The sequence below is a fragment of the Methylobacterium sp. WL120 genome (genome assembly GCF_008039465.1).
GTDB lineage: Bacteria > Pseudomonadota > Alphaproteobacteria > Rhizobiales > Beijerinckiaceae > Methylobacterium > Methylobacterium cerastii.
Genome location: NZ_VRUT01000113.1, coordinates 1 through 16,231 on the forward strand (window position 1 = coordinate 1; position 16,231 = coordinate 16,231).

A 16,231-nucleotide genomic window follows, 5' to 3' on the forward strand; every position below is an offset into this window, starting at 1 on the left:
AACAAGGCCGCGGTGATCCAGGCCGGCACGAGCGGCCGGGTCGAGCTGCAGCAGACCGGCACCAACAACGGCGGCGCCTCGGGCACGAGCAAGGGCCTCGTGAACGGCTCGGTCACGGGCAGCAACGTCGTCACCCAGGACGCGAAGGCGGTGAACGGCGTCATCGACCTGCGCCAGACCGGCATCGGCAACGAGTTCAATCTGCAGCAATCCGGCACCGGCAACACTCAGACGCTGAATCAGTCGCTGTTCGGCAACCAGCTCACCACGAGCCAGGACACAGCCAGCGCCGCCAGCTCCATCACGGTGACCCAGACCGGCACTAACGCGGCGACCCCGAACCGCGTCACCGCCGTGCAGGCGAACACCAACGATGCTGCCATCACGGCGACGCAGTCCGGCACGGGCGGCACCGCCACCCTCGGCCAGACCCTCGCGGACGGGAAGAGCAGCCTCACCGCGAGCCAGACTGGCACCGGCAACACCGTGACCGGCCGGCAGACCGACGTCCACGCCGCCTCCGGCCTCACCGTGAACCAGGGCGGCGACCGCAACCGCGCCACGGGCACGCAGTCCACCGCGACCGGCAGCACCCTCAGCGTCACCCAGACCGGCAACGACAACACCGCGACGGCGACGCAAAACATCGCGACGAGCAGCATTCTCGGTCAGACCCAGCTCGGCAACAACAACACGGCGTCGGGCAGTCAGACCAACACGAGCGGCAGCACCATCACCGGCCTCCAGTTCGGAAACCTCAACCAGATCACCCAGACGCAGTCCGATACGACCGGCGGGACGATCAACGGCAGCCAGACCGGAAACAGCAACACCCTCACGCAGAGCCAGAGCAGCGCAAACGGCAGTTCCTCGATCTTCAGCCAGCTCGGCGACAAGAACAGCGGTTCGAGCTACCAGACCTACGCGACCGCTTCGACCGTTACGGCGAACCAGACCGGAAACAATCACAGCGTAAATGCATCGCAAAACAATATGTCCGGCGGATTGATCGCGGTCGATCAGACCGGAACGCAGAACACCTCCAACAGCTCTCAAAATTTTTCTGACAATAGCACCATCAAGACCAATCAGTCCGGTCAATACAACTACAGCAGCGGATATCAATCCTCTTCGAAAAACAGCAACATTACACTGACTCAGTCGGGCGCCCCCGACAAGGCCCCTGCCGCTGCTCCCACCTCCCCCTACGCTTTCTATTATCCGACCTACAACAACAACAGCGGCGCGACCCAAAACTCACAGAACAACAGCCGCATCACGTCCGATCAGTCCGGAAAAAGCAACTACGTATATTTCCAGCAGGGTCCATGGGACAATGCCGCCCAGAAGAACATCGGCGGTAGCGATAATCTGATCGGCAGCGTTCAGAGCGGAACCTCGAATAATACCAGCGCAACTCAGGCGGGCAGCAATCAAACGCTCGATCTTCAGCAGGCTGGAACCAACAACCAGATCCAGGCTCTCCAGAACGGCGGAGACGGCAACAAAGCGACCCTAATCCAGACCGCCAGCAGCAGCGGCAGCAAGGCCAAACTGGAGCAGAGCGGGTCCAACAACTCCGCGACCTCGACGCAGTCCGGCGCCAACAACACCCTCACGGGTTCCGGCTACCCGTATTACGGCGTCCGTCAGCTCGTTTCGGCCGGATCTCAAGGTTGGGTCTCCGAGGCGGCCTACCAGGGCGGCACCGGCAACCAGCTGTTCAACACCCAGACCGGCAGCAACGCCACCGCCTCCGTCTCCCAGATCGGGTCGACGAACGCCCTGAGCACCACGCAGTCCGGCACCAACGGCAGGCTCACGGCGACCCAGTCGGGCACGTCCAACGGCCTGACCAGCTTGCAGGGCGGCGATCTCGCGATGCTGCTCAGCTCCCAGACCGGCTCCAACAACACCATAATGTCGACCCAGGCGGGCTTCGGCGTGCAGGCGACCCTGACGCAGAACGGCAGCGGCAACGGTATCGTCGCCTACCAGAACGGCAGCGGCAGCGTGATCACCGGCTTCCAGGACGGTGCCTCCAACACCGCCAACGTCACCCAGACCGGCAACATGATGGTGGCAAACTTCAACCAGACCGGTGCCGGCAACACCCTCACGGTCCGGCAGCGCTGATCTCCGGGTACGCGCGCGGCTCGACCGTTCCTGCAAGAAGCGAAGCCGGTACGTCACAGTACCGGCTTCGGCCTGTTCCGCTGCCTCGATCGCCTCCAAGGCATCACGAACCACGCAGGCTCTTCGGGGCCACGAACAGCATCCAGAACAGACAGCGGGTCACTCTTTCGTGATTCGAATTATCGGGATGTTCCACAGATTGGGACGCTCGGACAAGACGCGTCCTCAATGGCTGGGCTATTGCATCGCAAAGGCTAAGGTTGGGTGGCCAAGCCAGATCGCGACCCCAGTCAATCGCCGGCAGGGTGTTCCACCCAGTAATCATAACAATAAGTGCCGAACCAAGGGGTCCGTTCCAATGAACAAGCATCTTCTCATGCTGTCGATGGGTGTCGCCGCGAGCGCCTTTGCCGCCACGGCCTATGCCGACAACAACCGCGCCTACACGAGCCAGACCGGCACCGGTGGCAATGCCATCACGATCAACCAGAACGACACCGGCTCCGATGCCAAGTCGGTGACGGCGGGTTCGGGCGGCAACAACGCCGTCGGCACCACGGACAAGGCCTTCCTGCAGACGGGCGCGGGCAGCAACACCCTGACCGTCGACCAGACCGGCACCGGCAACAGCCTCGGCAGCGCGGTCCAGGGCAAGCAGGACGGTTCGGCTAACAAGGCCGCGGTGATCCAGGCCGGCACGAGCGGCCGGGTCGAGCTGCAGCAGACCGGCACCAACAACGGCGGCGCCTCGGGCACGAGCAAGGGCCTCGTGAACGGCTCGGTCACGGGCAGCAACGTCGTCACCCAGGACGCGAAGGCGGTGAACGGCGTCATCGACCTGCGCCAGTCCGGCACCGGCAACGAGTTCAACCTGCAGCAATCCGGCACCGGCAACACCCAGACAGTGAACCAGTCGCTGCTCGGCAACCAGATCGTCACCAGCCAGGACGCGGCGAGCGTCGCCAGCACCCTCACGGTGACCCAGACCGGCACCAACGCGGCGACCCCGAACCGCGTCACCGCCGTGCAGATGAGCGCCAACACCGCTACCCTCACGGCGACGCAGTCCGGCACGGGCTCCACCGCCACCCTCGGCCAGACCCTCGTGGACGGGAAGAGCAGCCTGACGACCGCCCAAGTCGGCGACCGCAACAGCGCCACAGGCGCGCAGTTCACCGCGACTGGCAGCAGCCTCACCTTCACTCAGACCGGCAACGACAACATCGCGTCCGGTCTCCAGTCCGTCACGAACGGCGGCACGATCAAGGGCTCTCAGCTCGGCAACGGCAACACCCTCACGCAGAACCAGAACAGTGCGACCGGCTCGTCCTCGATCTTCACTCAGACTGGTAACGGCAACGGCGGCTTCGGCGATCAGACTCGCGTCTCTGGTAGTTCCGCCACCCTCACCCAGACCGGCGACGCCAACAGCGGCACGATCGATCAGACCGACGCGACCACGTCGGGTGTTTCGGTGACTCAAGGCGGCAACGGCCACACGGCCTCCGCGTTGCAGCGCGCCGTCACCAACGCAGCGATCACCATCGGCCAGACCGGAACGCGGCAGGAGAGCAAGGCCGAGCAATTCCTCGTCAAGGACGGATCGATCACCATCACCCAGTCCGGCCAGCGCAATCGCGGCGAGGGGTATCAGACCGACACCAAGTCCAGCACGATCGCGCTGACGCAGTCGGGGACGTCCGACTCATTGCTGTCGGGCTCCACCTACAGCAATTTCAGCAAGGGCGGGCAGACCGGCCAGACGAACAGCCGCATCACGTCCGATCAGTCTGGCGAGCGGAACCAGGCGGCGTTCGATCAGGACTACTATGTCTTCAGCACCGATACGCGCACTCCGGGGACGAACAACGCGATCGACAGCGTCCAGGGCGGCAAGAGCAACGTCACCATCGTGGCTCAAGTCGGCAACAGCAACGTGTTCGATCTTCGGCAGGCCGGCAGCTTCAACGACCTTCGCGCGGTCCAGTACAACGGCGACGGCAACAAGGCGACCCTGATCCAGACCGCCGCCAGCAGCAACGGTAAGACCAGCCTGGAACAGAGCGGCTTTGCCAACATTGCGACCTCGACGCAATCGGGAGCCAACAACAAGCTCATCGGCCCCGGATACAACACAACCTACGGACGCACATTCAAGCAAACCGCCGACGCCGCCTACCAGAGCGGCACCAGTAACCAACTGTTCAACACCCAGTCCAGCAGCAACGCCACCGCCTCCGTCTCCCAGATCGGGATGACGAACGTCCTGAGCACCATCCAGACCGGCACCAACGGCAGTCTCACCGCGGCCCAATCGGGCACCGCCAACAGCCTGACCAGCGCGCAAGGCGGTGATCTCGCAATGCTGATCTCCAACCAGACCGGCTCTAACAATGCCATCACGTCAACCCAGGCGGGCTTCGGCGTGCAGGCGAACCTGACGCAGAACGGCAGCGGCAACGCGATCGCCGGGACGCAGGACGGCGCCTCCAACTCCGCCACCGTTACCCAGACCGGCAATACGATGATGGCGAGTTACAACCAGACCGGCACCGGCAGCACCCTCACGATCCGCCAGCGCTGATCGTCGCGCGCCGCACGGCTCGACCGTGTGTTTTAAGATGCGAAGCCGGTACTCGACAGTACCGGCTTCGATCTGTTCCGTGTCCTTGAAGGTACATCATGCCACAAGTTCCGCCGCCGGAGCCGCCAGCCCTACGCTGTACATTGACTCAGAATGTCGAGAACGGCACGGTATCCCTCGGAGGTATGGTTTTTTCCGACTCCGTTCGTGGTGGAAGCTATAGACTGAAGGTGGTAAAATCAGGTCCATCTGGTTCGTCGATCCTTAACCAGGGCGGATTATTTGAAATCGACCCGCCACAGGCCAGCAAGATCGGCGAAATGACGTTCTCTCTCGAGGTCGGCGCGCGCTTTCACGCTCACCTCGTCGTGATGTCCGATGGCAAGACTGCCGAATGCGAGGATGGCAATGAACGCCTTTAATAAGACGGCCGTCCGGCTCGCCGCTGCATCCGGGCTCTTCGGCCTCGCCCTCGCGCCGCTCCAGGCACAGACGGCGGCGCCCGTCCAGGGTTACGCCGTCATCGGCGGCGAGACGATCCCGATTCCGCTGCTCTCCGACGGGGCGGACCGCACCATGGTCAATCAGTCGGGCCAATCGAATTCGGTCACCCTGGAGACCCAGGGGCGCGGCGTTTCGACGACGCAGACGCAGATCGGCAGCGGCAACCGCGCCGGCGTCTCCGTGGCGGCGGACCAGACCACCTTCACCCTCATGCAGTCCGGAAACCTCAACACGGCGAACGTGTCGGCAGTGAACGGCAGCGGCAACCGGCTCGGGATCGAGCAGGTCGGCAACGGCAACACCTCGAGCATCAGCGCCACCGGCCAGAGCAACACCATCGTCAGCCAGCAGATCGGCTCGAACCTGTCTAACACCATCTCGGATGTTGGGTCGAACCGCACCATCACTGTTCGTCAGGTTCGCTGAGGGTTTTTCCCATGATTATCCGCCCCCTTGTTCTCCTCGCCTGCCTCGCCGTTACCGCTTCCGCCGCGCAGGCCGGCAGCCTCGTGTATCAGCCGGTCAATCCGGCCTTCGGCGGCAGTCCCCTGAATGGCTCTTGGCTGCAATCGGAGGCGAGCGCCCAGAATTTCTACCAGCGCGAGGAACAGCGCCGGCAGCAGATCGGCAGCGCGCTCCAATCCACCAGCACGGCGCAGACACCGGGGCAGATCTTCGCCCAACAGCTGCAGTCGCAGCTCTACAGCTCGCTCGCCAACCGCATCACCCAATCGATTTTCGGCGAGAATGCTCAGACCAGCGGCAGCTTCGCGTTCCAGGGAACGACCATCGGCTTCGTCAGGATCGGTGGCAACGTTCAGGTGACGATCAACGACGGACAGTCGGTGACCACGGTGACGGTTCCGAGCGCGCCATAACTACGAGACCATGTGAGTTGAATGAGCCGTCGGCCAGAGACGGCGATCGGGGTTGGGGGTTCCAGTGCGTATCATCCATGTCTGTCGGGGCCTCGCGGCGGCCATGGCCGTCGCGTCGGCTGCCGCTTGTTCGCCCATTGGCCTGGTCGAAGGGCCGCTCATGGAGGCACCCACGGTGACGGCCCAATCCCCCACGGGCCTCAACCTCGAAACCCTGCCGCCGCCCCTGCGCAGCATCGACATCGCGATCTACAGCTTTCCCGACCTCACCGGGCAGAATAAGCCAAGCGACAACATCGCCGAGTATTCCCGCGCCGTGACCCAAGGGGGCGCGGCGTTCGCCGTGGATGCCCTGCGCCGCGCCGGCAACGGCCGCTGGTTCCGCGTGGTGGAGCGCGGCGGCCTCGCAAACGTGCTGCAGGAGCGTCAGCTCATCCGGGCGACACGGCAGGAATTCGCCCCCGACAACGCCAAGCCGCTGCCGCCGATCCGGTTCGCAGGCCTCATCGTCGAGGGCGGCATCCTCGCCTACGACGCCAACACGATCACGGGCGGACTCGGCGCGCGCTACCTCGGCATCGGTGGCGACACGAAGTACCGACGCGATGTGGTGACGGTCGGCATGCGCATCGTCTCGGTCCAGACCGGCGAAGTGCTCAACAGCGTCACGGTGACGAAGACGATCTACTCCATCGCCCTCAATGCCGGCACCTTCCGATACGTCGCCCTGAACAAGCTCCTCGAACTCGAGGCGGGCATCACCCGCAATGAGCCGACCCAGATGGCCGTGCGCGAAGCCATCGAACTCGCCGTCTACTCGACGGTGCTGGAGGGGGCCGAAAAGGGCCTGTGGCGGTTCCGCGACCCGTTCGTCGGACGCCGTCTCATTGAGGAGCATCAGTTCCGCGACAAGATTCCGCCCCTCGTCGACGCCGCCACCTTGGCGCCGCAGTCCGAAACGATCGTGGCCGCGAAGAACTAACGATGCCCGTTCGTCTGCGCATGCTTCTGACGGCGGTTGCCTGTGTCTGCTCGATGGGATCCGTGCGAAAGGAGGATCACCTGACAGCCGCCTCGTCGGCGCCCGCCGTGCCTGCCGTCGCGGGCGGAATCGATCTCCGCTTGTCAGATAACGTCGCTGCGCCCGCCACCGCCAGTTTCCTGCGGATCGGAGCGACCGGCACGTTCGGCGGCGGGACGCAACTCTGGGCAAACCCCCATACGCGGGGGACCACCCTCCAAATTGCCCCTCTCATTGCCGATGCAGCATCCCGCGCCGGTCTACCCTACGACTTCCTGTACAGGCTCCTCGTGAAAGAAAGCGGCTTGCGCCCTGATGCGGTGAGCCCCAAGGGCGCCCTCGGCATCGCCCAGTTCATGCCGGCCACCGCCCTCGAGCGTGGCCTCTCCGATCCGTTCGATCCCCAGGCGGCGGTGCTCAAGGCGGCCGAACTCCTCCGGGAACACACGACCCGTTTCGGCAATCTCGGCCTTGCCGCCGCCGCCTACAATGCCGGTCCCGGACGGGTCGACCGCTGGCTCGGCGGCATGGCCGCAATGCCCCTCGAAACCCGCGCCTATGTCCGCGCCATCACCGGCCGGGAGGTCGAGAGCTGGTCGCCCGCCGGGCGGATCTCCACGGCACCGGGCGCCGCGCAGTGGACGGCCCTCGTTGGTCCGTCCAGCGAGCCCGCGGCACCGCGCTCCGCGACGGTCGGACCGGACCGCGCCGGGGCCGCTTCGGCCATCGTCCTTCCACCGAGGGCGCTCGCGAAAACGCCGTCATCCAAGACGGACGTCGCCCTGACTGTCCGGAGCGCCAAGACAAAGACTGCGGAGCGGGTCGTCCAATCCGAACAAGCGTTGTGCGACCTCATGAACGAGCGGGGGCAAACCTGTTTCGTGCGGCAAATCTACTGACCGGGGCGCGTCCCACGGCCCGACCCGATCTGCTCGACCCGGACGGGATCAACGCTCGCGGGTGGGGCTTCGCGCAAGTTGCGGTCCGTCCGTGCGCTCGGCGCGGACGGGGCAGCCTCCCGGATCAGTGTCGGCGGCACGGGTGGAGTGCCGACGCTGGTGACGATGCGCGGGCCGACACGTCGGCCTTCGACGAAATCGAGGCAATCGCGCAGGGCGGTCGGGTCTTTGACGAAGGTGCAATCGTTCACGCTCGATGGCGACCTGTATTCGATCCCGGACTGCGCCAGTCCCGCGGACGGACTCAGGATCAGGCATCCCATCAAAGCCGACAGAGCGTGGCGCATGTGACCGATGTCCCGTGATCCCGGTTCTTCCGACACTGCTTTCCAAATCATTCGGATAAGCTGAGCCAAGCACAATGATCAATTCGAGAGTGCACTGCATGGTTCCCGGTCGGCGGTCTTCCGGCCCCGCGGCGCCGCGACGGCCGGGCGCTCGCCTAGGCAGCCTGGCCTTGACCGTTCTCCTTGCTGTTCAACCGCTTCCCCTCGCGGCCGCCGAGGCCGTCGCACCGGCGCCCAAAGCCGAGACGCCGCCGCCCGCGGCGAACACCCCACCCGGCGACGCCCGTGCGCCGCTCTGCGATGCTGGTTGCGTCCGCGCCAACGCGGAGCGGGCGGCGCAGGCCTGCGCCCCGCGAATCGAGAACGAGGCGCCGTTCGACTTCGAGTGGCTTACCCGTCCCTTCGGGGGAATCTTCCAAGAGGCCGATCCGCCCGCGCCGAGTGAGGCCGCTATTCGCTACAAGGGCGACTCGATCCGGTTCATGAGCCCGCAGCGCGAATGGGTCCGTATCACCTACGAGTGCGTGTTCGATACCGCGGCGCAGCGCATCGAGACCGTGCGCGTGCGCTTCGGCCGCCTGAATGGCCGCATGGCTCCGCCGCCGCCCGGCCCGGGAGGCCAATCCGCGGCCGTGTCCGGCCCGCCGGCTCCGGTGGCCAGCCCGCCACCCGTGGTACCGCCACGGAAAGCACAGAGGCCGGGGGAGCCGAACAGCATCGAGATCCTGCAGGTGAACCCTGCCCAGAAGCGATGATGACCGCCGTGTTGCCGACCGGAACAAGCACCACGATCTCGGCGAGGGCCGGTGGGATCCGCAGACTCGCGGCGCTGGCCCCCCTAGTCATAGGGCTTGTTCCTTGGGCGGCGGCGGCCCAGACGATTAACAACGTCAACGACTGCACGCTGCTCACCGATCCGGTCTCGCTTAGGCGGTGTGTCGACAGCTTCGCCGGACGCATCCAGAGGCCATCGGATCAGTTGCTCTCACCGTCGGCAGACGTCGTACCGCCCCAGGTCGAAGGGCGCCCGAACACATCTCCCGCAGTCGCTACGCCGAAGGCAGGGACGCCCAAGCGCGTGAACAATTGGCTGCCGGAGGCCGGCAAGGCCGGCGGCGTCATTCGCTCGAACCCCAATTCGATCGTGTTCGACCGGTAAAGGGCGGGTAGCTCCAGAGTGATTGGGAGATGCATTGACGGCCGGTAACGATTAGTCTTTGGTCAAGTGGGTTCGATCCGAGCTTTTCCGAACTCAACTCGGCTGCGACGTGAATATTATACTTCACGCTGCTTCAACGTTGTCTGACGGTTAACGTGTTCCCGATGCCAGTCTGGGTGAAAGAGGAAATGTTTTGACTGCCACTCTGGGCGATGATTGCGACATTGAAGCCCCCTTGCTGGAACCCGGTAATCTGATTGTCCTGTCCTACTTGCGTGAAGACCGCGTTCAGGGCGAACCCCATTGAATCCTGAACGGATAGGATGCGATTGCCGGTTCCGATCTGCTGTGTGGACAACATGGCACCATCACCACGCGTGCTGCGAAGGCTATTACTTGCCGGCGCCTCTAAACCCGTCGTAGCTCTCGGGGCGGCCCTTCCCTGAGCTGCCGGCTCCTTCGTACCGAACAAGTAAGTCGGATCGCCCCGATCATAGTCCCAAGCCGAAAAAAGTGGCGTTGTGAAGCAGTTCTGACGAAGGCAGGAAGCATCGTCGAGACTGATTGCGCCTCGATCCACAAAAGCCGCCTGCCGTGAAAAAATGCTCGTTTCGGCTGCCGATGGGCTCGTGGCGACGATGAGTCCGCATGTGGTCAGGAGTACCGTTCGGACGGCAGGCGTCATAAGCCGGAAGAACATGATTTTATGCTCCCTTGCGTAACAAAATTTAATCTCCGTTATCGGCGGGGCAACTACGGATTACAGAACTATACGTAAGGGGAAATGCTTAAGAGGAATGATCTCACGTTCGTGCGCTGCGCACGGATCTTCTCGTATGCTTAATCAGGCGATCGCGGTGCCATACCCGGCACCAAACGCTCACTTGTGGCGTCGAGGTTCGCTTTCGAACGGGTGTATCGAACAACGCGCACCCCTCGCTGGTACCTCGGGGTCCGAAGGCGCGTACTGTCTGAGCATCCCCAATCTTATGCAGGGACCCACGGCATCGTTCGGGATGGACGATGAAATTTTCGGGAGACGAACGCCACCTCGGGGCGCATCGTGCCGGTCGCGCGGCTCAGACCCTCGACGACTTGGCGTTCAGGACCTCGACCAAGCCGCGCATGTGTTCTGCCTTGAGGTCGCCCACGGCGCTGTCCTCAGGACGCAGCATGGCGTCGCGGAATTGCGCGGGTGGTACCCCGTAGGCCGCCGTGAAGGTGCGCGAGCCGTGACTGGCCGATGAAAAGCCGAGGTTCCACGCCAGGGTCGCGATCGGGGTAAGCCTGTCGCCCCGCAGGATCGCGGAGCGTAGGCGGGCTACCCGGCGCCGGACGATTTCGCCCTTGACGCCACCCACCGGGTCGAAGGCCCGGTAGAGCGCGCTGCGGGAAACCCCGGAGCCGGTCGCAACCAGACCTACATCGAGGTCGTGCCGCCCGAGATGGGCATCGATGAACAGCGACGCACGCAGTCGCCGTGCGGCCTGTATTTCTTCGTCGTCGCGATCCCGATCGGTGACGCATCGTCCGGAGCGATCCATGCCGTTCGCGATCAAACCGGCAATCAGCGCGCTCCCCCCGAGAGGAGCAGCGGCGGACCCGGCCCCCCCCCGGGCCAGGGACAGTACGGCCACGCCGAGCCCTGGGCAGGCCTTCCTCGAGAGAACGGTACCGTGAAAACTGCGTAGGTTTGGGACCACGGCTTCGACGACTTCCCGGGACAACGCAACGGTGACGAAGTCGGCGTCGTGCAGGACCGTACGTTGCGGAAGCGTGGTGTCGAACAGAACGACGTCGCCGGCGGCGAGGAGGCGCTCGTACCCCGGCGCGCCGGCAAGCATACGGCCCGACCGCAATACCTGAAGGTTCAGATGCTCGAGTCCATCACGCTGGGCTCGCGAGCCCTCCCGCTGATGGACTACCCCGACGACCTGCCGATCGAACAGGAACAATCCGGCGGCGCGACGCCCTATGACGGTCGCCTCGAACCTATCACCAACCCGCGAGACCGAGGACGCGACGGAATAGAGATCGTGGTAGGTTTCGAACTCGTCCGATGCGGCGCGTCTGAGCATGGCCTGTTTTTCGAAGGATGGGCTACGGCCCGTAAACCCGACGGGGCGATACCGAACCATCCCAGCTGATTTCGAACCACATTCATCCCATCCGGGTTCCGTCCCATCGTTCGACCGAGCGAAGACGTATTTTCCGAGTGTCCACGTTACGCGCGGCGGCGCAGTCCCGCCAGGGCGCCGCTTAACCCTAGGAGGGCGGCGACGGTCACGACGACAACGATGGCCAGCCCGATCCCCCCATAGTCAGACAGCCGGTCGCTCAAGGCACCGATCGAGGGTGGCCCTATGCCGAAACCCACGGTCGTGACGACGGCGATGAACAGAGAGGTGATCCGGCCGCGCAGGGGCTTCGGTGTCATGGTCTGGAGGCCGAGAAGACCGGCGGGCGCGGCGAGGCCGAGTAGGAAGATGAGGCCCGCGAGCGCCGTTAAGGAGACCGCGACGCGATCCGATAGGCCGAACACGGCCGCGATGGGTGGGGTGATCGCAAGGCACCCGGCGAGAACCAGGATCGCGGCGGTGCGCGGACGGGATCGTGCGAGCATATCGATGATCCAGCCGCCCGCCAGGTGACCCATCGGAGCCGCCAGGACCACGACGAGGCCGAAGGCACTGCCTGCCTCCGCCATGCTGAGGCCGAAGCGGCGCACGTAGAGGACCACGGCCCAGGCGTTGACGGATTGGACAATGAGGATCGTCGCGGCGCTGGCGACGGTGTGGGCAGCATAGCGCCGGGCGTGCCGGGCGAGCCAAGCAAGCGCATGCTGACGCGGTCGATCCTGCCTAGACGTCCGCACGCGGTCCGGGTCGTGCAGGACGAGGTAGAGTGTCGCCAGAACGAGATTGGGAAGGCAGCTCAAGACGAAGATCGCCCGCCAGGGAGGCAACGGGCCGAAGGGCGGCACGAACGCGATGGTCGCCGGCAGGACGGCGAGCAGACCGCCACCGGCCAGGAGGGCGGAGCTTCGGCCGAGGGTGGCCCCGGCGGTGTAGATGGAGATGCCGCGCCCGAGCTGGGCTCGCCCCTGGCGCTCGGCGATGAGGGAAAGGGCCAATGGTGTCAGGCAGGCTTGGCCGAGGCCGAGCAGCATACGAGCGCCGATCAGCTCGCTGAAGGAGGTCGCGAGACCGCAGGCCACGGATGCCGCGCTCCAGACCAGGATGCTAGCCGCGATGAAGCGGGGCCGATGGAGGCGGTCGACGAGCCCGCCGCACAGGATCGAGGCGAGGACAAACACCGCTACGAACGCTGTACCTTGCACAAGACCGACCTCGAAGTCGCTGAATCCCAACGCGGTCTTCATGGCCGGGGCCACGAGGGCGATGAGGAACCGGTCGGCGAAGGCGATGAGGTGCGTCGCCGCAAGAAGGTAGACGCCGGGCCAGAGGCGGATCGGCGACGCGCGGATGTCGGATCGACGTTCGTGTGAGGCGGGTGCGGGAATGACGGCGTTCCTATTCGGGACGCGCTGCGGCGCCTCCCTCAGCTCGACTTTAGCCATTCAGGCCGCCTGGCATAGGGCGTAGGCCCAGGCGGGTGGAAGACGGAACCGACGTTTCCTGCGGTCGCGCCTGCGGCCTGACATCGAAGAAGCTTCCTCGCGCCAGATGGTTCGACGGACGGCTGCAAGAGCATCGGAGAAGGTCGGCTGCGATTTGGGGTACCACGCAGCCACGGCAATCTGCCGCTGCTCACGCGCTGAGAGCCGGGTGGCGAGCAGAGTGACGATGGAGAACAGGGCGAGCGGGCAGGGGGTCGTACGAGCGATGGCCTTGTCGGACCATTGCCGCTGGGTCTCGACGCCGAGATGGGCACGCGCTTCCTGGAAGGTGACCTCGACCTGCCAGCGCCGGACGATCCTTCGACTAGCTCAGGATGAGGCACGTCACGATCTGCGTCGGGTCTCGTGCGGGGTCGGTGCAGAGTAGAGCTAGCGGCTGGAAGTGGTTCTCGGGATCGCGGATAAGAACCCAGCGGACTGGCACTACCGGCAGCCCGGAATGATGCCAGACGGCGGAAGCCGAGGTGATCTCGATCCTGCGTTCACCTGTGCCGTACCAGCCCGGCACGCTCACCTGCTGCCAGATGGTGGCCGGCTCGGTCAGGATCTTGGACAGGGTTGGCCGCCGTGCACCCGTCTTGCGCGGGCGCCCGATCGTACCGGGAAGCCTTGGGGGCGCTGGATCGTAGAGCGCCGCATCCAGGCGCAGGCGGGTGATGGCGGTGACGCCGCCGCGGCGCAGGGCATCGAGAAACAGCAAGGCCGAGAAGGCGCTATCGCCCACCAGCACGAGGTCGCGCCCCGGCAACCAGCGGCGCGCCTGCAGGGCCATCTGCCGTCCGACATCGAGCAAGGTCTTGTGCCGACGTCCTCGTTCCCGGCAGGCGCGCTCCGAGGGGACGAGGGCGGTCAGAAACGGCAATGCCCAGAGCCACGGGCCGAGCCGCGTCCTTACTCAAGCGATCGAGTGGACGCCTACAATGCCGAGGCGCGAGCCTTCCCGGACGATGACGACGTGCAACGTCGTCTCGGACGAGCAAGAGCAGATCGGTAGCAGTTCCTCCTTCTCTCACTTCGCATCCGGCAGGCTGATAGCGCCGGCCGCTGCTCTGCCATAGGCCGAGCACGTGTGAACCATCAGGTCCTCGGCGCTCGCCCGCGGTGCCCGGTAGGCGAGCACGTATAAGCCGGGCTCGGAGTCGCCGGCCGCGGTGGCGACGGCGGCGAAGCTCGTCTCGCGCAGGTCCCGCCGGCCGGGCAACCGGGCCAGCGCAGTGAAGGGGTTGAAGCGATCCGCCTCGGCTGCCGGCACCCGCATCGCGAGGTAGCGGTCCCCGACGAGCGGAATCGGGAACGGCGCCCAGGTGCCACGGATGGCGTGTGCATGCGCCTTCAGAGACGCCAGAACCCGCGGCTTCATGCAGTCGAGATGGATGTGAAGCTGATCCTGGCTGCGGCCGCGCGCCGAGTTCACCGCCAGGCCCACCTCGGCCACCGGCACGCGGCCCTTTAGGGGATCCGACACGAAGTGCCTCGCCGCCAGGGCGGCGCGCCAGTAAGCGGCCCCAATCGTCCCGCGCAGCGCGGGCGCCTCAAGGCCCGCCACCGTCACCGTCGGCAAGACGACGACATGGGTCGGCTCGCCCGGCGCGCGGAGAACCGCCGTGCCAGGGCGCTGGGCGTCCCCGAGATCCACGTCGAGGCACGGGAAGGTCCGGTTGGCGACCGTCTTCGCCAACACGCAGGTCTTCAACGCGGCCCAGAGCACGTCCCGGCTCGGATCGTCGGCAGCTCGCGCTGGCGCCGGCACCGCGGCCACGACGATCAGGAGCGGCAGGATGCAGCGCATAGTGTCCTCTCTGCCGCCTTCCCTCGCCGGAGCTGCAGCCGCCACGACCTAACGCATTGTCGTCGAGCTATCGGCAGGCCGCGTCGAAAAATGACGCGTATCGCCCGATCGCAGAAGAACTTGTCGCGTGCTTCCCCCGTGCTACCCTTTCGAAAACCGGGGAAGCACCGAATTTGTTGCTAGTGCTAAAAAGCTGTAAAATATAGGAAATTGGTGAGCGCGTTGGGGTTCGAACCCAAGACCTACAGATTAAAAGTCCGTTGCTCTACCAGCTGAGCTACGCGCTCGCGTCCGCCGTGCGGTCGGCCGCGCGGGCCGGCCCCGGGGAGGCGTGGGTGGAATAGGGGAGGCCGCCGGACGGGTCAACATGGGGGTTGCGCCGAACGGCGTCGCATCCGTGCCGCGCGGGCGCCATGGTCTGCTGGCATCGGCGGTCGGACGCCCGGATGTCGGGCCGGAACGTCAGCCGTGATCCCTCCCCGCCCTGCCCCGACCTCGCCTGCCCGTCGCTGGCCTCGCTTCGCCCTCGCCTTCGCCCTTGCCGGCCTCGGGTTCGGCCTGGCCGCGATCGGTTTCGTCGCGGCGATGGACCCTTATGGCCTGCGCGCGAGCCCCGGGCGGCCGGGCGCGATCATGGATCGCAACCAGCGCTTCATGCACCCGCGGATCGCGCGGGCCGGCGGATACGACGCGGCGGTGTTCGGGACCTCGACGGCGCGCCTCCTCGATCCGCACGACCTCGACCGGGCGTTCGGGGTGCGCTTTGCCAACCTCGCCGTCAACGCCGCGACGCCGGACGAGCAGCGCACCCTGGCAACACTGTTCCTGCGCCGGAACGCCGTGCGCGCCGTGCTGTTCGCGCTGGATTCCACCTGGTGCGCCGCCGCCCCGCCCCGCCGCACCGCGCACCCGTTCCCGGACTGGCTCTATGCGGAGGGCGCCCCGTGGGGCTGGCTGCGGCAGGTGAACGGGCAGAGCCTCGGGATCGCGGCCCAGGTCGCGCTCCACCGCCTCGGCCTCGCGCCGGCCCGCATCCGCGGCGACGGCTTTTCCGTGTTCACGCCGCCGGAGGCCGCCTACGACCCGGTCCGCGCCGCGCGCCACATCCACGGCGGCGGCAGCCCGCTCGACCCGGAGTCGGGCATGGGGCCGGCGGCGCGGGCGGGCGACGCCGCGCCCGACGCCATTCATGACGCCATGCCGATGCTCGACGTCCTCGACGGGCTGCTCGCCGCGGTGCCGGAGGCGGCGCGCAAGCTCGTCGCCTTCATGCC

The 16,231-nt window shown here is 65.7% G+C and carries 15 protein-coding genes, 1 tRNA gene and 1 pseudogene; 10 read left to right on the top strand and 7 right to left on the bottom strand.

What is annotated here, in order from left to right:
* The 7 genes from FV229_RS27505 to FV229_RS18860 form a co-directional block, all read left to right on the top strand.
* Positions 1–2,136: hypothetical protein (locus tag FV229_RS27505; protein ID WP_187275196.1), on the top strand; the 2,136-nt coding region annotated here is incomplete at its 5' end.
* Between the two features lie 358 nt (positions 2,137–2,494).
* Positions 2,495–4,720: a hypothetical protein gene (locus FV229_RS18835; protein ID WP_147753429.1), complete on the top strand. Its 2,226-nt coding sequence runs from the start codon at positions 2,495–2,497 to the stop codon at positions 4,718–4,720.
* A gap of 98 nt (positions 4,721–4,818) precedes the next feature.
* Entirely contained in the window at positions 4,819–5,142 is a 324-nt protein-coding gene (gene csgH / locus FV229_RS18840; protein ID WP_147753430.1) for a curli-like amyloid fiber formation chaperone CsgH, read from the top strand.
* The gene (locus FV229_RS18845) at positions 5,129–5,650 is read left to right on the top strand and encodes a hypothetical protein (protein WP_147753431.1); all 522 of its coding nucleotides are present in this window, start codon (positions 5,129–5,131) and stop codon (positions 5,648–5,650) included. The genes csgH and FV229_RS18845 overlap by 14 nt, the downstream gene beginning before the upstream one ends.
* Positions 5,651–5,661: 11 nt before the next feature.
* The gene (locus tag FV229_RS18850) at positions 5,662–6,102 is read left to right on the top strand and encodes a curli production assembly/transport component CsgF (protein ID WP_187275197.1); all 441 of its coding nucleotides are present in this window, start codon (positions 5,662–5,664) and stop codon (positions 6,100–6,102) included.
* 175 nt (positions 6,103–6,277) lie between these two features.
* Positions 6,278–7,084: a CsgG/HfaB family protein gene (locus FV229_RS18855; RefSeq protein WP_246685291.1), complete on the top strand. Its 807-nt coding sequence runs from the start codon at positions 6,278–6,280 to the stop codon at positions 7,082–7,084.
* A 2-nt stretch (positions 7,085–7,086) separates the two neighbouring features.
* On the top strand, positions 7,087–8,022 hold the full coding sequence (locus FV229_RS18860; RefSeq protein WP_147753433.1) for a lytic transglycosylase domain-containing protein: 936 nt from the start codon (positions 7,087–7,089) through the stop codon (positions 8,020–8,022).
* On the opposite strand, the gene FV229_RS18865 is transcribed toward FV229_RS18860, so the two are convergent.
* Positions 8,016–8,369 (bottom strand): hypothetical protein, encoded by a 354-nt coding sequence (locus tag FV229_RS18865; protein WP_147753434.1) that lies wholly within the window; start codon positions 8,367–8,369, stop codon positions 8,016–8,018. The genes FV229_RS18860 and FV229_RS18865 overlap by 7 nt on opposite strands.
* A gap of 170 nt (positions 8,370–8,539) precedes the next feature.
* Between FV229_RS18865 and FV229_RS18870 the strand changes: the two genes are divergently transcribed.
* Both FV229_RS18870 and FV229_RS18875 read left to right on the top strand, forming a co-directional pair.
* Positions 8,540–9,124 (top strand): hypothetical protein, encoded by a 585-nt coding sequence (locus FV229_RS18870; RefSeq protein ID WP_147753435.1) that lies wholly within the window; start codon positions 8,540–8,542, stop codon positions 9,122–9,124.
* Positions 9,121–9,528 (top strand): hypothetical protein, encoded by a 408-nt coding sequence (locus FV229_RS18875; protein WP_147753436.1) that lies wholly within the window; start codon positions 9,121–9,123, stop codon positions 9,526–9,528. The genes FV229_RS18870 and FV229_RS18875 overlap by 4 nt, the downstream gene beginning before the upstream one ends.
* A gap of 133 nt (positions 9,529–9,661) precedes the next feature.
* Here the strand turns inward: FV229_RS18875 and FV229_RS18880 are convergent, their stop codons facing one another.
* The 6 genes from FV229_RS18880 to FV229_RS18905 form a co-directional block, all read right to left on the bottom strand.
* Positions 9,662–10,228: a hypothetical protein gene (locus tag FV229_RS18880; RefSeq protein ID WP_147753437.1), complete on the bottom strand. Its 567-nt coding sequence runs from the start codon at positions 10,226–10,228 to the stop codon at positions 9,662–9,664.
* 379 nt (positions 10,229–10,607) lie between these two features.
* On the bottom strand, positions 10,608–11,606 hold the full coding sequence (locus tag FV229_RS18885) for an AraC family transcriptional regulator (RefSeq protein WP_187275198.1): 999 nt from the start codon (positions 11,604–11,606) through the stop codon (positions 10,608–10,610).
* A gap of 146 nt (positions 11,607–11,752) precedes the next feature.
* Positions 11,753–13,108, bottom strand: coding sequence for an MFS transporter (locus FV229_RS18890; RefSeq protein WP_147753439.1), 1,356 nt, complete (start codon positions 13,106–13,108; stop codon positions 11,753–11,755).
* A gap of 364 nt (positions 13,109–13,472) precedes the next feature.
* Positions 13,473–14,030 (bottom strand): transposase, encoded by a 558-nt coding sequence (locus tag FV229_RS28165; RefSeq protein WP_246688249.1) that lies wholly within the window; start codon positions 14,028–14,030, stop codon positions 13,473–13,475.
* A 147-nt stretch (positions 14,031–14,177) separates the two neighbouring features.
* A complete protein-coding gene (locus tag FV229_RS18900) occupies positions 14,178–14,957 on the bottom strand; it encodes a CDP-diacylglycerol diphosphatase (protein WP_147753440.1) in 780 nt (259 codons plus the stop codon).
* Positions 14,958–15,168: 211 nt separating this feature from the next.
* A tRNA-Lys gene (locus FV229_RS18905) sits at positions 15,169–15,244 on the bottom strand.
* A gap of 298 nt (positions 15,245–15,542) precedes the next feature.
* Between FV229_RS18905 and FV229_RS18910 the strand changes: the two are divergent.
* Positions 15,543–16,231, top strand: a pseudogene (locus FV229_RS18910) (hypothetical protein); the annotation flags it as partial.